This is a genomic window from Companilactobacillus kimchii DSM 13961 = JCM 10707, assembly GCF_001435445.1.
GTDB classification, from domain to species: Bacteria; Bacillota; Bacilli; order Lactobacillales; family Lactobacillaceae; genus Companilactobacillus; species Companilactobacillus kimchii.
In genome coordinates, this window is the sequence record NZ_AZDH01000001.1 from 62,163 (window position 1) to 77,991 (window position 15,829).

The window sequence follows — 15,829 nt, forward strand, 5'->3', positions numbered from 1 at the left end:
AATGGCATGAAATTCTTTACTGAGGAACAAAGTTTAGATGTTTTAAAAGATCTAGTCGCAATTAAATCAGATAACGATAACGAATTAAAGGTTGCTTCTTATCTTAAGGACTTATTGGCTAAATACGATATCGAATCAGAAATCAAAATCATTCGTGGTAACCGTGCTAACTTAGTCGCTGAAATCGGCCACGGTAAGCCTGTTTTAGGCATTTCAGGACATATGGATGTTGTTTCTGCTGGTAATCTTGACGATTGGGATAGTGATCCTTACCAATTAACCGAAAAAGATGGTCAACTTTACGGTCGTGGTGCTACCGATATGAAGTCTGGTTTAGCTGCTCTAGTTATTACCATGATTGAATTACATCATCAAGGTCTCCCTAAGCAAGGTACTATTCGTTTGATGGCTACTATGGGTGAAGAAGTTGGCGAAGAAGGGTCGAGTTACTTCTTGAAAGATGGTTCAATGGATGATGTCGACGGTTTAGTTATTGGTGAACCTTCTGGTTACAATATTGGTTATGCCGAAAAGGGTTCGATGGATATCAAATTTATTTCCAAGGGTAAAGCTAGTCACAGCTCCATGCCCGAAAAAGGCTTCAATGCAATTGATCCATTGATGAATCTCTTGATTGACGCCAATAATACATTCCGTGATGAAAATATTAAGCATGATTCAATTGGTCCATTAATTTTTAATACAACTTTGATCAACGGTGGTACACAAGTTAATTCCATTCCCGACCATGCCGAAGCTGAAATCAACGCTCGAACAATTCCCGAATATGATAACCAAAAAGTTATTGATGTTTTAAATGATTTGATTAAAAAGTATAACGATCAAGGCGCTCAAATCAGTTTTAATGCCTACATGAATGAGTCACCTGTTTTGATGGATCCTAAGAATGCACTTGTTGCTCCTATGAAGAAATTAATGGAACAATATACGGATGAAGAAGTTCATGTCACACCAATTTCAGCTGTTACTGACGCTTCCAATTTAGTTCAAAAGAAGCCTAGTAATCTACCATTTTTGATTGCTGGACCAGGTAACGATACACCTCATCAAATTAACGAACATGTTGATAAACAAATGTATCTCAACTTTATTGATATTTATGAAAAACTCTTCGTTGATTTCCTTAATAATGCAAAATAATCGAAAAGAATAAAAAAGATGTTCATATTGGCCAATTATGGTTGATATGAACACCTTTTTTTATTTAAAGACAAAATTCAGATACTATTAAAATTTGAATAATCGTAGAATCTAGTCTGGAGTAAGAATTGAGAAGATGGCAGTTTAAGCAGTAGCAGTTTTCGCCACATTAGCTAGACAATCAATGTCACCCACAACACTCTTACCAGCTACTACTTCTTGATTTGGTTTCATATAAGTAATCGATTTAATATCGTTACCTTGTTTAGTAATTGCCATGATTACAATATTACTGTGTCCAGCTGCCCTAATCTTTTTACTATCAAATTTGATCAAAGTCTGTCCAGCTTTAACGTGATCATTAACTTCAACAAGTGGCTTGAAGCCATCACCTTTCATATCAACAGTATCAACTCCGATGTGAAGTAAAACTTCTGTTCCATCATTTAAAGTTAAACCGACGGCATGATTACTACCTTGCATAACGACCGTAACTTGACCATTAGCTGGAGCAACTAACTTATCACTTGTAGGATTAATGGCAATGCCATCACCTAATTGTTTCTTGGAAAACATTTCGTCGGGAACATTTTCAATAGCTTCAGTTTTTCCAGTAGCGAAAGCTGTTAAATCGTGAGCCACCTCATCGTTTCCGATATTTCTATCCGCATTCAATTTAGTTCTAGAAAGAGCAAATGTTAAAACGATAGTTAGAATGAATGTCATGACCTCACCAGCAAGGTAAAAACTCCACTGTTTAGGAAAGACACTTAAGAAACTCAAGACGCCACCGACACCAACACTTGATGAACGTACTTGCCAGAATCCCATCCAAGCACCACCAAAGGCACCAGCTAGCATAACGGCAACGAAAGGATATCTATTTTTCAAATTAACACCATAAATAGCTGGTTCTGTGATTCCTAAGAATGAAGATAAACCACTAGACCAAGCAACATTTTTCTTCTTAGCATCTTTTCTAAAAATATATGCCATTGCTAAACAAGCAGCACCTTGAGCCATTGTAACTGGTTCTCCAACTGGCCAAAGTGTCACATAGCCAAGTGTTCCAGCCATTTGCAAATTGACACCTAAAAATAGATGATGCATCCCAGTAATAACCAATGGTGCACAGATAAATCCATACAACGCACCACCAAGAACAGGAACTGCATTAAAGATTGAAACAATGCCTTTAGTAATCCAGTTGGCACCAGTCATGGTAATAGGTCCAATAACTAAGAATGAAGCGAATCCAGTAATTAAAAGTGTTAATGGAGCTACTAAAATTAATTGCAATGTATCGGGAAGATGTTTCTCAAAGTATTTTTCCAGTTTGACCAATACCCACGCGGCCACCAATACCGGAATAACTTGTCCTTGATAACCAACTTGGGAAACATGCCAGCCAAACAGATTCCAGGTTGGAGTAGCGGCTGGATGTGAGGCATAATCGTAAGCACTTGTTAAGGCAGGATTAACCAAAATTAGTCCTAAAACTATACCCAATAGTGGATTCCCACCAAATTTTTTAACAGCTGACCAGCCAATCAATGCAGGTAAAAATGAAAATGAAGTTTGTGCGATCAGTTGAATAATATCATTAACACCCTTCCATTCTGTATGCATTTGAATGAATGATGCATTTGGATAAAAGATTCCTTTATTACTCAAAACATTATTAATACCCATCAATAAACCTGCAGCAACGATAGCCGGAATGATAGGAATGAAGATATCACCTAACAGTCTTACTAGACGTTGCAATGCACCCTGTTTATTACGGCCTTCTTGTTTAACCGACTCGACAGATGCTTCTTGAGCCCCCGTTTGTTTAATGAATTCATCGTAAACTTTAGGAACACTTGGTCCAATCACGATTTGAAATTGTCCACCTGCCAAAAAGGTCCCTTGAACAATATCAATTTTTTCTAATTCTTTATCTTTAACTTTTGATTGATCTTTAAGAATGAGTCTTAATCTGGTGATACAGTGAGTTGCTGATTCGATATTATCTTTGCCACCGATTAATTCGATGATTTTGGTAACATCACCTTTCATATCAGCCATAAGATCATCTCCCCTAAAATTATTTATATATTTCCAAAAAACAAAGCAAGTATAACTTGTTTAAACTAGTTTAGCAAGATATAATATATTTGCTTTAGAAAGTGCCTACTTATAGGTTCTAATATAAAAATATGATTAATTTAGTTGGTGAGAAATATGATGAATATTAATTCAGTACCCTTTAGTTATTACGGTTCATACATGTCCATTTTCAAACATGATGATAAATTATGGCTTCAATCTCTACATGGTAAATCTAAAGGAAATATGGATAGTATTGAAATCTTAGTTACCCACAATGGTAGTCCCGTTCCCTTCAAGGTAGTAGAAAACTACACTTTATTAGAGCTAGTCTCCAATTTTGGTAAAGTCAGAATATGTTTTAATACTGCTCAAAAAATTGTTTTTTACAGCACTGATGGCTTAGGAATCCGCTTTGCATCACACCCTAAGTTCAATTTTGAATACAATTTTCAACTAGGTAAAAAAGAGTCTCCCTACTACATAGTCAATAGCTACAAGAATCTCACTAAATATTTGGTTTACACTACTAATTGCTCTTCACATCTATCCCAATCATTGACTGTGGATGCGACTGGGAGCAATAAAACAGCTAATAATAGTTCGTTTATTGACGTATTCCCCCAAGGAGACAATTTGTCTACTATTGCTGTCGTTCAAGACATACCAACCAACATGCAAAAACCTGACAATGAAGAATTGGATTTCTCTTTAATTGAAAAAATTGCCAAACAAAACTTCCACAGTTTTGCTCAGCAATTTCCACTTGTTCAATCAAGTTACAAAAATGTTCAACTAGATGCAATTTATACCCTCTGGTCTGCCACTGTTTTTCCTGAAGGTAATTTAAAATTTGCTTCTATCTATGCTTCTAACAATAAATTTCCCGGTGTTTGGAGCTGGGATCATTGTTTTATGGCTTTAGCCTTAGCAGGATCAGACAATCAACTAGCTTGGGATCAGATGAAAGTCATTTTTCAACATCAAGATAAATTGGGGCAGTTACCGGGATCAGTTAGCGATTCAACTATTAGATGGAACTTCTCCAAACCACCGATCCATGCCTATATTTTTGCTAAAATGGCTCAAAAAATGGCGTTTACAGACACACAGTTATTTGAAATCCATTACTGGATCAGTAAACAAGTTAACTTTTATTTGAACTATAAAGACTCCAATGAAGACGGCATTTGCGAATACGATCACGGTAATGATAGCGGCCAGGACAACAGTACTGTTTTTGCCCAAAATACCGTCATCGATTCACCTGATCTTTCGGCCTATCTGATTTTTGCTATGAATTATTTGTTCAAACTGTCCAAACAACTTAATTTGCCTGAACAGATGGAATATTGGTCTAAGAAAAAAGCTATCCTAACCGCTAAATTTAAAAGTTACTTCTTCGATGAAAGGAATCTACCTTGTGCTAGAGAAATGTTCACTGGCAAAAAAATAGAATCCCACGGACTCTTACCTCTCGTTTCATTAGTTGTAAGTAAAGAACTAAATCATCAACAAATCGATGCTATCACTAAAGATATCAAGAAACATTTCATTACCAAATTTGGTATCGCAACTGAAGCTCTTGATAGTCCACTTTATCAAGACGACGCCTATTGGCGTGGCCCTATTTGGGGGCCTTCATCTGTGATAATGTATGAAGCACTAAAAGATGCTGGTGAAATAGAATTAGCTCAACAAATTGCCCATGGTTTCTGTAAAACTGTGAAAACATATGGTTTCGCTGAAAATTTCGATGCTAAAACCGGTGTCGGTTTACGAGATAAATCATTCTCATGGACTGCCAGTGCTTTTCTATATTTTGCCAACGAATTGCATTTGTAAAATTAAATCAAAACAGTAATAATTATAGATATAAACGATTTCTGGAGGGGTGATATTATCGCAAACAATAAGTACGATGTGATTTATGAAGATTTGAAAAAAAGAATTAAGAACGAAGAATACAAGTATCAAGAAAAAATACCTTCAGAAACCAATTTGATTCTAGAATATGACTGTTCCCGTAATACCCTTCGTCGAGCAATTAAGAAACTAGGTACAGAAGGTTACGTCCAAAGCATCCGCGGCAAAGGCGTTATAGTTATTTATAACGCCAATTTAGAAAATACTTTAATCAAAAAAGGCAACCATTCTTTTAGTCAAATGGCCGACCGTAATAAAATCAAATTTAAAACCAGTGTTTTGCTATTCGATGAAATTGAAATCAATAAGAAATTAGCTCTAGAAAGTACCTTTCCTGTCGGCACACCCGTCTATTATATTAAAAGGCTCCGTTCTATCGGTGATGACAATTACATCATTGAAGAGAACTACTTCATGCGCAAAGTTGTTAAGGATTTGACTATCAGTATCGCCCAAAATTCAATTTATAAGTATTTAAATGAAGTTCTAAATGAACCAATTGCTACTACCAAGCGTATTTTAACCTTTGGCATAGCGACTGATCAGGATAAAAAATATTTGGATTTGAATGGTTATAACGCCGTTCCGATTGTGACAAACTATTCATTCACCAATGACGGAACTATGTTTGAATACACTGTTTCTCATCATCGACCTGATAAATTTATTTTTTATGATCAAAATCAGACCAATCCAGTTTCCTTTATGTTGGACAAATAAAAATCACGAATTCATTTTTCTTATGAATTCGTGATTTTTTCGATTTTAATAGCTAAAGCACCATACTTTTGCTCACGTTCACGTGAATATATCTCCTGATTCTCTCGATCCAACTCTTCAATTGATTCATCCTCAGGTGCACCAATAATCGAACCAGAATATTTGGCAAAAAGTTCCTTAAACGTTGTAAATTTTTCTAACCCTAATACTTTAACCTTTAAGGTTTCGCCCGTAGTCAGATTTTTGAATTCTATGAAGTCATCAATTTGCAATTGTGAACGTTTCTCATCATTTAATCTAACCTCAATCGTTTTTTCACCTGATTTGATGGCCTCAAACGGTTGATCGTATAATCCCATTTGCATATCACAATTCCTTCTTTCAATTAATATTAATAATTATATAATAACGAGGTATACAACAATTCTTTGGGGGATAAATAATATGGGGATATTTTCCGAATTTCGGAAACAAAATAGTAACTTTTGGCGCTACTTCTGGAAGTACAGTCAAATCATCATCTTAATTCAATTGATGATCACCTATGTTTTAGTACCAATTCTTAACTACTTAGCTAACGGGATAACTTTTTTAGGAAATGTTAAATACCTTTCTTACACTAATGTGCCCTACCTTATTACCAAGAAACCACTGGTAGTCATTGGTTTAATCGTTATTCTTCTATTAATACTATTGCTAGTTTTCACGCAATTCACTTTACTCTTAATCAGTTTCCAAGCCATCAAATCTAAAGCCAGTCTGAGTTGGTGGGATTATTTGAAACGTGTTTCTAAAAATGTTTTAGGTTTACCTTTTAAAGCTTTCGGTTTCTTCCTACTTTACTTTTTAATCATCACACCTTTTGGTAGCTTAGGTATTTCTTCTACCTTATTGAATAAAGTCAAGATTCCACAATTCATTTTGGATTGGCTACTACAGGAACATCTTCCTTTAGCAATATTATTGGGAGCTATCTATCTGATTGTCCTTTACATTGGACTTCGTTGGCTCTTCGTTTTACCACTTATGATTTTTGAAAATAAACCAATCAAGTTAGCTATAAATCGCAGTTGGGAAATGACTCGTGGTAAAACTCTCCACTACTTAGGAATTTTTCTTGTGTTAATCGCTGTAGTATCAATTATGGCAACTGTTTTGATTGGTATCGTAATTTTGCTCCAATGGCTAATTGATCAGGCAGCCTTCCTTGGAAAATTCGACTTTACCATGGCTGTCATCAACATGACACTAATTCAATTTATTAATATTTTCATCAGTATTTACGCTTCTGGAGTCGCCGTTTTGATTATGTTGAGTCACACACATACTCATTACTTCTATCCCAAAAGAGAACATCGTGGTCATAAATGGTTCTGGGGTGTCATGGCCGTGGTCGTTGTTATCAGTTTTGTAACTTACAACGTTACCTACTTTAACGATTGGCTGTTGGAACCACCAGTTACAATTTCACATCGTGGTGTTGACGACGGTAATGGTGTTCAAAATACTGTTTCTGCCATGCAGGCTACTTCGAAAGAGAAACCTGATTACATTGAGATGGATATTCAAGAGACCAAAGATCATCAATTTGTCGTCTATCATGATAATACCTTGAGCAATCTAGCCGGAATTAATAAGAAACCTAGTCAGATGACTTTGAACGAATTAACATCAACTAAGATCCATGAAAATGGTAAAACAGCTTATATTGCCAGCTTCGATGATTATCTTGCTGCTTCAGAAAAATTGAATCAAAAATTACTAGTTGAATTCAAATCAGTTTCTGGTAACAGTAATAATTTTGTTAAACATTTTTCTCAGAAATACGGTACACGCCTATATCAAGATAAAGACATGGTACACTCACTTAGTTATAAATATATCGAGCAAAGTAAAGAATACATGCCTAAAGTTAAAGCCAGTTACATCTTGTCATTCAATCTAGCTGGAATTCCCATCACAAAAGCTAATGCCTTCACGATGGAATACACAACTTTGAATTCTAGATTTATTGAAGGCGCTCACTTGCAAAATAAGAAAGTTTACGCTTGGACGGCAAATGATGAAGAATCAATGGATCATATGATTTTCATAGGTTCTGACGGCGTTATAACGGATAACCTGAGTCTCTTGAATGGTGAAATCCACCGTTTGTTCAATAAATCCAGTTACTCAGAACGTATGACTATTTACGTTACTCAAATGCAAGATCCTTTTAATTAACAAACTATATTTTTAGAGAAGCCCACATTCTTGAATCCAAGAATGTGGGCTTTTGTCACTCTCATGTGACAAATTGATCATTAATATTGTAATCGTTTTCAAATATACTCTATTTGAAATCAAGGATAAGAGGAGTCAAAAATAATGACTATGTTTAACATCGATCACATAAATATGAACTTAAATGGTAATACACAAAAGGAAATACTTTCTTCACTTGCTACTCTTGCAAAGAGTCAAGATATCGTTTCGGCTGAAGACACTTTAGTTCAGGATTACCTAGAAAGAGAAAAAGAATCGACTACGGGATTTGGTAACGGTGTTGCAATACCCCATGCACGTACAAATAACGTAAAGACTACCGCTATTCTATTTGGTAGAAGTAGTTCAGATATTGAATGGAATTCTTTAGACGGTAAACCAGTTAATACTTTTATTAGTTTATTGGTCCCTAACGATCAAGGTGATACACATCTAAAGTTATTAGCAAAGCTAAGCCGTCAACTAGTACACAAAGATTTCGTATCAATTTTAAAGAATGGTACTAAAGAAGAAGTTTTCACAGCTATTAACAATGTCCTAGAAAATTAAAATTGTAAGGGGGATTAAATTATGACTAAAATTGTTGCCGTAACTAATTGTCCAGCCGGTATTGCTCACACATACATGGTTGCAGAAGCAATTGAAGAAAAAGCTAAGTCACTTGGATATGAAGTACACGTTGAAACCCAAGGTGCAAGCGGTGTTGAAAATGAATTAACACCCAAACAAATTGCTGAAGCTGATTATGTAATTTTGGCAATTGGAAAAGGACTTACTGATTCAGATAAAGCTAGATTCGATCAAAAGAAAGTTGTCGAGCTTCCCGTCTCCGAAGCTCTAAAACATATCGATACACTATTTGATGATTTGGAAGGTAATTCCCATGTGATGACATCTTCTAAAGTTAAATTAGGGGCAGATCAAGAAGTAGTTACCGAAGGTATCATGAGTTATCTTATGGCCGGTGTATCTGCAGCATTGCCATTTGTTATCGGCGGTGGTCTTCTTATTGCTATTGGTAGCTTGATGGTTCAATTCGGAATGCCAAATACACCATTAGCAAAAGGTACATCTCCATCAATTGCTTGGGTCATCACTAGTATTGGTAATTTAGGTTTCCAATTCATGATTCCAATCATGGGTGCTTACATTGCTTATGCTATTTCAGATAAACCAGCATTTGCTCCAGCTTTCCTTGTAACCTTCTTAGCAAATGATTCTGATTTGCTTGGTACAAAATCAGGTGCCGGATTTTTAGGTGCTATTGTTATCGGCCTATCTATTGGTTATTTTGTTAAATACTTTAAGAAAATTAAATTGGGTAAAAATTTCCAATCCATCTTACCATTCATGATTATTCCATTCGTTACGCTATTAATATTTGGACTGTTAACCTACTATCTATTAGGCCCCGCAATGGCTTGGTTAATGTCAGTTCTACTATCGTTCCTACAAAATATTCCTACTTCAATGAAGATTGTCGGTGGATTCATTGTAGGTGCCATGTTGGCCTTCGATATGGGTGGTCCAATCAACAAAACTGCTTGGTTCTTTAGTTTTTCACTTCTAAGTTCACATGTTTTCAACTGGTACGGTATTGTTGGTGTTGTAACCTTGCTACCACCTATGGCTGCTGCCATTGCTACTTGGATCAAACCCAATCTATTCACTAAACAGGAACGTGCTGCTAGTTGGAGTGCCTTCATTGTTGGTAGTACAGTTGCTACAGAACCAGCAATTCCATATGCTCTAGCTGCCCCACTTCCAATGATTACAGCAAATACATTAGCCGGTGGTATAACTGGTGCTATAACAATTCTTTTAAACGTAGAACGTACTGCTCCTGGTATTGGTATCTTTGATCCATTACTAGGCCTTGAATCACCATGGTATTGGTTCTACTTATGTGTAGCTATTGGCTTAGTTTTAAATGTTTCCTTCATAATAATCTTCAAAGGTATCTGGCTAAAACGTAAAGAAGAAAAAGAAAAACAAGCTGCATAGTAGCAATTTTAAAGGGATAAAATCATTTTTAGTGATGAACAGAATCCCATCAATTCGCAGTTTGAATTGATGGGATTTTTATTATTAATCAGTTTTTTGAAAGGGTTAAATTATGAAAAAATACGATTTTGATCAAGTAATTGATAGAAGAAATACTTATAGCACCCAATGGGATTATATTGCTGACCGTTTCGGAAGAAATGATATTCTACCATTCTCAATTTCAGATACTGATTTCTCAGTTCCAGACTCAGTACAAGAGGCTCTAAAAAAACGTATTGAACACCCTATCTATGGGTATTCACGTTGGAATCATGACGATTATAAGAACAGTATCGTCTATTGGTTCAAAGCAAGAAATAATGTAGAAATTGACCCTGAATGGATTGTTTACAGTCCTAGTGTAGTTTTCAGTATTGGAACCTTTATCAAAATGCTTTCAAATCCTAACGAATCAGTTGCTACATTTACTCCAATGTACGATGCTTTTTATAAAGTGATTGAATCAAACCAACGTAATTTGGCTCCTGTCAGATTGGGTAGTGCACAACAAGGTTACCAAATTGATTGGGATAGTCTAGAAACAGTTTTATCACAAGAACAAACTAAGATTTTCTTACTAACTAATCCACATAATCCAACTGGTAAAGTTTTCTCTCAAACTGAATTGAACAGAATTAATGACATATGTAAAAGAAACAATGTATTCTTAATATCTGACGATATTCACAAAGATATTGTTTATTCTCAATCTCAATACACACCAATTACCAGCATCACAACAGAAAATATCGTTTTATGTTGTTCAGGTTCAAAAACTTTTAATACCCCTGGATTAATTGGTTCTTATATTTTAATTCCCGATAAAACATTAAGAGAACAATTTCTTGTTGAATTAAAATCTAAAAACGCCCTATCGTCAGTAAGTATTTTGGGTATGTATGCTCAAATGGCCTCATACAGTGAGGATGGACTTAATTATGTAAATCAATTAGTTGATTATACAGATAAAAATATGGATTTAGTAAAAAACTTTTTGGATGAGAATTTACCCGACTTTAAATTTACTAAACCTGAAGCAACTTACTTAGCTTGGATTGATATTTCCAAAGTGGATATGAGTATGAAAGAAATGCAAGATAAAATGATTAACGTCGGAAAAGTTGGAATTATGCCCGGTTCTACTTATGGTGACTCCAACTACCTTAGAATGAACATCGCATGTCCTAAATCAAAATTAGAGGAGGGATTAAAACGGTTGAAGAATAGTTTCAACTAAAAATTATGCTTAATGCTAGACAAGTACAAATATTGCTACTGCTCTGGAATCAAGATCATAGTGGAGAATACCTATCAAAAGAAGTTAATAGCTCTAGAAGAACCATTATTAGAGATATAAATACATTAAATCAGGAACTGTCTGTCAAAGACACAGCTGTTATCAATTCTGAAGGAAAATATAGTTTAAAAATTCATAATTACTCCCAATTTCAGGAATTAATTACTCAATTTGAGAATCAAGATCGCAACATTTTGTATTATTTACTAATAAACGATTACTTGAGCATCGATGAATTAATAGATAAATCACTCTTATCAAAAACCGATATTATGAATAGTATTGATAGAATCAACCAACGCAATAAAAACATTCTAGAAATAAAATCCAAAGTTGGATTAGGTTATTTTATCGATTTACATTTTGCTACTAAAGTTGATTTACTGTCATATCTGATTGCGGTAATTCCTAAAGAGGTTAATCTCAATGTTTTGAAAAATGATTTTCCAAATGATTTAAAAGAATATTTAACCGACAATCAATCCATCGCACAGTTGCAAGCAATATCCTTGATCCAGTCGGCTAACATTAAAAGCTTTTATGATCACAAACGAAATCTACTCAAAAATATAAAAGAATCAAATATTGAAAACCAAATTGAGTTAGTTTCAAAGAATTTTTCCATCAAACTTTCTAAAAAGCGCCTGGCTCAAAATATTTCAACACATTTAAAAAGATACAATCTATTTCCAACCTTTATCTCTAATCTTTTATTAAAACAAATGAGTGACTTGAAACAAAAAGAGCCTTTTGCTTTCGAAATGGCCCAGAATTTACAGAACGAAATAGAAAAAAATAATCCATCAATTTTAATAAACAGTGATTTCTTAGCTCTTTATATCATCAACTGTATGGAGATCAAAACATCTATTAAGCCTGTAAAAATTTTAATGTATACCGCTCAAAGATCAATCGCATATATCAACGAAAGCTTGATTGCCGATGCCGTCAATAATATATCTCTGACCAGTGTCTTTAATACTGAAGAATTCAACAAACAAATATTAAATGAATCGTATGATATTTTGGTCACCAATGGATTCAACGATGGTCTCAAGCATACTCCAGATATTGTTATCAATGGGTTAATTGATGACGCAACTATTTCTCGACTTAAGAAATTAGTCAGTGACAACTATTTTCATAACAACCTTAACCAAATGTTTCCTAGAAAGAATTATCTATATTACGAAAATAGATCCAATAATTACTTCAAAGTACTGAAAAATGTGCTTAAATACTTTATTGATGAAGAACAACTGGATCAAAAAATGTCTGTAAAGCTATTGAATCGTGAGGAAGAAGGCAATCAACTTATGATCAATCACGTTGCCTTACCTCATGCAGTTAATGAGACTAATTTCAGTAGAATCTTTGCCGTTGATTTAAAAACTCCACTGAAATTAAATAAGACGGATATTTATCTTATTTTAATTGTGATAGTTAATGATAAGAATGATGATTATAAGCAGTTGTTTAACTATTTATACAAGATTCTAAACAAGAAACGGGTTACTCAAGTTAATGTCGACAAGAACTATGAAAATATTCTTAGATATTTCAGAACAGAATAAAAGGATTCCATTCACTATTTAATTGTCTACTAGTGAAAAAAATTACAATAAATAAACCCCAATATAATCTATAAACATTAAAGGACATGATTACATGTAAAATTCTGTAATCATGTCCTTTATATTTGCTTCATCTAAACATATAAATAAATTGAAAAAAACATCAATATCGTTCCTATGAGTACAAATATATGCCAAATTACATGTGCATATTTTATACCATTCAAACTATACAAAATTGCACCTAATGTGAAAGATATACCACCAAAGAGTAATAGGAAAAAGCCTTGACTACCAAGGTTGTTCCATATTTGTTTTCCACCTAAAATGCACAACCATCCCATAAATATGTAAATTATTGTTTCTATTTTTTTTAATTTCCCGGGATAAACTGAATTAATCACAATACCCATAATTGCCAAAATCCAAATAACAATTATCATTGATATCCCTAACCAACCTTTAATAACTAATAGGCTGAAAGGTGTATAGCTCCCCGCAATCAAAATGTATATACTGCTATGATCGAATACCCTAAATACTTCACGAGCTTTCGTAAAATATAAACTGTGGAAAAGAGTTGAGAAGGTGTACAAGGTACACAACGATATTCCATATATTATAAAAGAAATATACTCAATTAATGATCCATCTGCGTTTGCTTTTCTGATAAGAAAAATAAATCCTAATAAACTTAATACAATACCTATACCGTGCGTCAATGCACTAAAAACTTCATTCTTAATACTATATCCTCTTGAAATTTTCATCATAAATCCTCTTAAACAATTTTATGTATTTCATTATAGCATCTAAAAATCTTATCATCTAGTTTTTAAAACTAGATAGCACTATATTGATAACAAGACATGTTTAAAAAGGGTAATATCTGTATGAAGATAAGCTTGTATTAATCAGTAAATAAAAAATTTAGCAAAAATAATTTTTATAAAAAAGTGATCAAAAAAATTATTTCATTTTGCTATAATCTTAATAAATTAAATTAGGAGGCATAATCAATGAATAGCAAAGTAAAGTCATTTTTTTCAACTTGTTGTATTTTTTTAATATCCCTAATTGTACTTAGTTTTGCCAGATTAATATCCAAAGGGAATCCATATGTATATATTGTTTTTCCAATTATTTGGTTTTTGTTATTATTTTTCATAATTATTAAAACAAAAGGGGATCTATTACTTAGAGATTGGAAATTATTTAAAAGTAAAAAGATAAAGAACATTCTTCTGTCTATATTGACACTAGTATTAGTATATTTAGCCATTATGGTTACACATCCAATTTTCAATCAATTCATTCCCTCGAAGCCAATTACTAGCTACGCTTTTTCAACAAAATCAATTATTGGATTACTTTTTTCAGTTTTAGCCGGTGCCAACAATATTATGGTTGCTTTCGTTGAAGAGGTTACTTACAGACATGAAGGTATGTATGTTTTTAAATCTAATAAATTATTGTTAATACTGATGTTAATCGTATCAAGTATTCTTTTCGGATTTTCTCATTACTATAATTTCAATGGCAGCTTCTTAGCCAGTGGTCCATACGTAGTAGCCGGTGCCATACTGGGAATTAGTTACTTAATAAGTAATAATATTTGGGTACCAATAGTAGCTCATATTTTATTCAATAGTACGGACATAATTGCAAGTATCACGTTATTGCTACTAACAATTTTTAAATAATTTATCAAAAGAAGCCGATGAATTCTAGTAATTTAGAATTCATCGGCTTTTTTAACGAATTAAATCATTGGTTCCTTTATTATCAAGATAATTAAATATATCCTGTTTCTCAAAAATTGGTGAGTCGTTCATGGAAGCTTGCGCCAATACTGAGTTAGCTATCGCAAATTCTAGAGTATCCACAAAATCCCATTTTTCCAATAGACCGGTAATCACTCCACTGGCAAAAGCATCCCCACTTCCAATTCTATCCAAGATATTCAACTCCTTGGGGGATGATTCATAAATCTTATCGTGGTGAAATAGAAAGCCCTCAAAGTACTTCTTATCATCTATAAAAGTTCGTCTACTACCGGCAAAAAAACTAATTTGGTAATCTTGGCAAAATTGTTGGTAGAGTTTCTTTTCATCAGTCTCTTGATAGTCCAACAAATCAGTTAAATCTCGTTTACTACCAAAAATGGTATCCACGTATGACAACATTTCTTGATAACGTGTTTTCATCGTTTCGTGAGTATTGTCTTCATTCAAACTCATCCGATAATTAAAATCGAAACAGACAATTTTCTTCATTTCATGAGCCATTTTGGCCAATTTCAAGGCTGCCGAACGTGTCTTTTCCGTTAAACTTAGTGAAATTCCACAAATATGAACTATATCAACGCCGGCCAAGGCTTTTTCAAAATTATAATTTTTATCTGACATCTGACTGAAGGAACTAGATAGGCGATCCTGATAAGTTACGCGTTCAGGTCGTGCTCCCTGTCCTAATTCAACGAAGAAACTACCCATACTCTTTCCCTGATAAATAATTTTTTTATCGGAAATACCTAATTTTCTTAGATCCGCAGCAGCCTTTTTTCCTATTGGGTTATCGGGGAGGACGGTCAAAATAGAAGTATCATATCCAAAATGTGACAAACTGCTTAGTAAATTAACGCCAGTACCAACCGTGGTCATATGTAAATTGTCGCATTGTTCTAACATCATTTTATCGGCTACAGTAAAGCGCAACATGACTTCACCAAAGGCTAATATGTGCATTT

General features: G+C 33.9%; 13 protein-coding genes. 9 read left to right on the forward strand and 4 right to left on the reverse strand.

Annotated features, from left to right (window positions below):
- Positions 1-6 precede the first annotated feature (6 nt).
- Positions 7-1,161: an ArgE/DapE family deacylase gene (locus tag FC97_RS00305; RefSeq protein ID WP_054642630.1), complete on the forward strand. Its 1,155-nt coding sequence runs from the start codon at positions 7-9 to the stop codon at positions 1,159-1,161.
- 144 nt (positions 1,162-1,305) lie between these two features.
- Here the strand turns inward: FC97_RS00305 and FC97_RS00310 are convergent, their stop codons facing one another.
- Positions 1,306-3,231 (reverse strand): PTS sugar transporter subunit IIABC family protein, encoded by a 1,926-nt coding sequence (locus FC97_RS00310; RefSeq protein WP_082397512.1) that lies wholly within the window; start codon positions 3,229-3,231, stop codon positions 1,306-1,308.
- A 156-nt stretch (positions 3,232-3,387) separates the two neighbouring features.
- Here FC97_RS00310 and FC97_RS00315 point away from each other — a divergent pair, with 156 nt between their 5' ends.
- Both FC97_RS00315 and FC97_RS00320 read left to right on the forward strand, forming a co-directional pair.
- Complete coding sequence (locus FC97_RS00315) at positions 3,388-5,097, forward strand: amylo-alpha-1,6-glucosidase (protein ID WP_199800799.1); 1,710 nt, start codon at positions 3,388-3,390, stop codon at positions 5,095-5,097.
- A 78-nt stretch (positions 5,098-5,175) separates the two neighbouring features.
- Positions 5,176-5,898: a GntR family transcriptional regulator gene (locus tag FC97_RS00320; RefSeq protein WP_200958242.1), complete on the forward strand. Its 723-nt coding sequence runs from the start codon at positions 5,176-5,178 to the stop codon at positions 5,896-5,898.
- 20 nt (positions 5,899-5,918) lie between these two features.
- On the opposite strand, the gene FC97_RS00325 is transcribed toward FC97_RS00320, so the two are convergent.
- Complete coding sequence (locus tag FC97_RS00325) at positions 5,919-6,263, reverse strand: ASCH domain-containing protein (RefSeq protein WP_054642633.1); 345 nt, start codon at positions 6,261-6,263, stop codon at positions 5,919-5,921.
- A gap of 79 nt (positions 6,264-6,342) precedes the next feature.
- On the opposite strand from FC97_RS00325, the gene FC97_RS00330 reads away from it, so the two are divergent.
- The 5 genes from FC97_RS00330 to FC97_RS00350 all read left to right on the forward strand — a co-directional run bounded on the left by FC97_RS00330 (position 6,343) and on the right by FC97_RS00350 (position 13,080).
- Complete coding sequence (locus FC97_RS00330) at positions 6,343-8,121, forward strand: glycerophosphoryl diester phosphodiesterase membrane domain-containing protein (RefSeq protein WP_054642634.1); 1,779 nt, start codon at positions 6,343-6,345, stop codon at positions 8,119-8,121.
- Positions 8,122-8,265: 144 nt separating this feature from the next.
- The gene (locus FC97_RS00335; protein WP_054642635.1) at positions 8,266-8,712 is read left to right on the forward strand and encodes a PTS fructose transporter subunit IIA; all 447 of its coding nucleotides are present in this window, start codon (positions 8,266-8,268) and stop codon (positions 8,710-8,712) included.
- Positions 8,713-8,733: 21 nt separating this feature from the next.
- Positions 8,734-10,167, forward strand: a complete 1,434-nt coding sequence (locus FC97_RS00340) for a PTS fructose-like transporter subunit IIBC (RefSeq protein WP_054642636.1) — start codon at positions 8,734-8,736, stop codon at positions 10,165-10,167.
- A 112-nt stretch (positions 10,168-10,279) separates the two neighbouring features.
- Positions 10,280-11,446, forward strand: coding sequence for a MalY/PatB family protein (locus FC97_RS00345; protein ID WP_056967607.1), 1,167 nt, complete (start codon positions 10,280-10,282; stop codon positions 11,444-11,446).
- Between the two features lie 5 nt (positions 11,447-11,451).
- A complete protein-coding gene (locus FC97_RS00350; RefSeq protein ID WP_054642637.1) occupies positions 11,452-13,080 on the forward strand; it encodes a PTS sugar transporter subunit IIA in 1,629 nt (542 codons plus the stop codon).
- 134 nt (positions 13,081-13,214) lie between these two features.
- Here FC97_RS00350 and trhA read toward each other — a convergent pair whose 3' ends face one another.
- Complete coding sequence (gene trhA, locus FC97_RS00355; RefSeq protein ID WP_054642638.1) at positions 13,215-13,853, reverse strand: PAQR family membrane homeostasis protein TrhA; 639 nt, start codon at positions 13,851-13,853, stop codon at positions 13,215-13,217.
- Positions 13,854-14,333: 480 nt separating this feature from the next.
- Here trhA and FC97_RS00360 point away from each other — a divergent pair, with 480 nt between their 5' ends.
- Positions 14,334-14,783, forward strand: a complete 450-nt coding sequence (locus FC97_RS00360; protein WP_158163564.1) for a CPBP family intramembrane glutamic endopeptidase — start codon at positions 14,334-14,336, stop codon at positions 14,781-14,783.
- 51 nt (positions 14,784-14,834) lie between these two features.
- Here the strand turns inward: FC97_RS00360 and FC97_RS00365 are convergent, their stop codons facing one another.
- Positions 14,835-15,827: a sugar kinase gene (locus FC97_RS00365; protein WP_056967609.1), complete on the reverse strand. Its 993-nt coding sequence runs from the start codon at positions 15,825-15,827 to the stop codon at positions 14,835-14,837.
- Positions 15,828-15,829 lie beyond the last annotated feature (2 nt).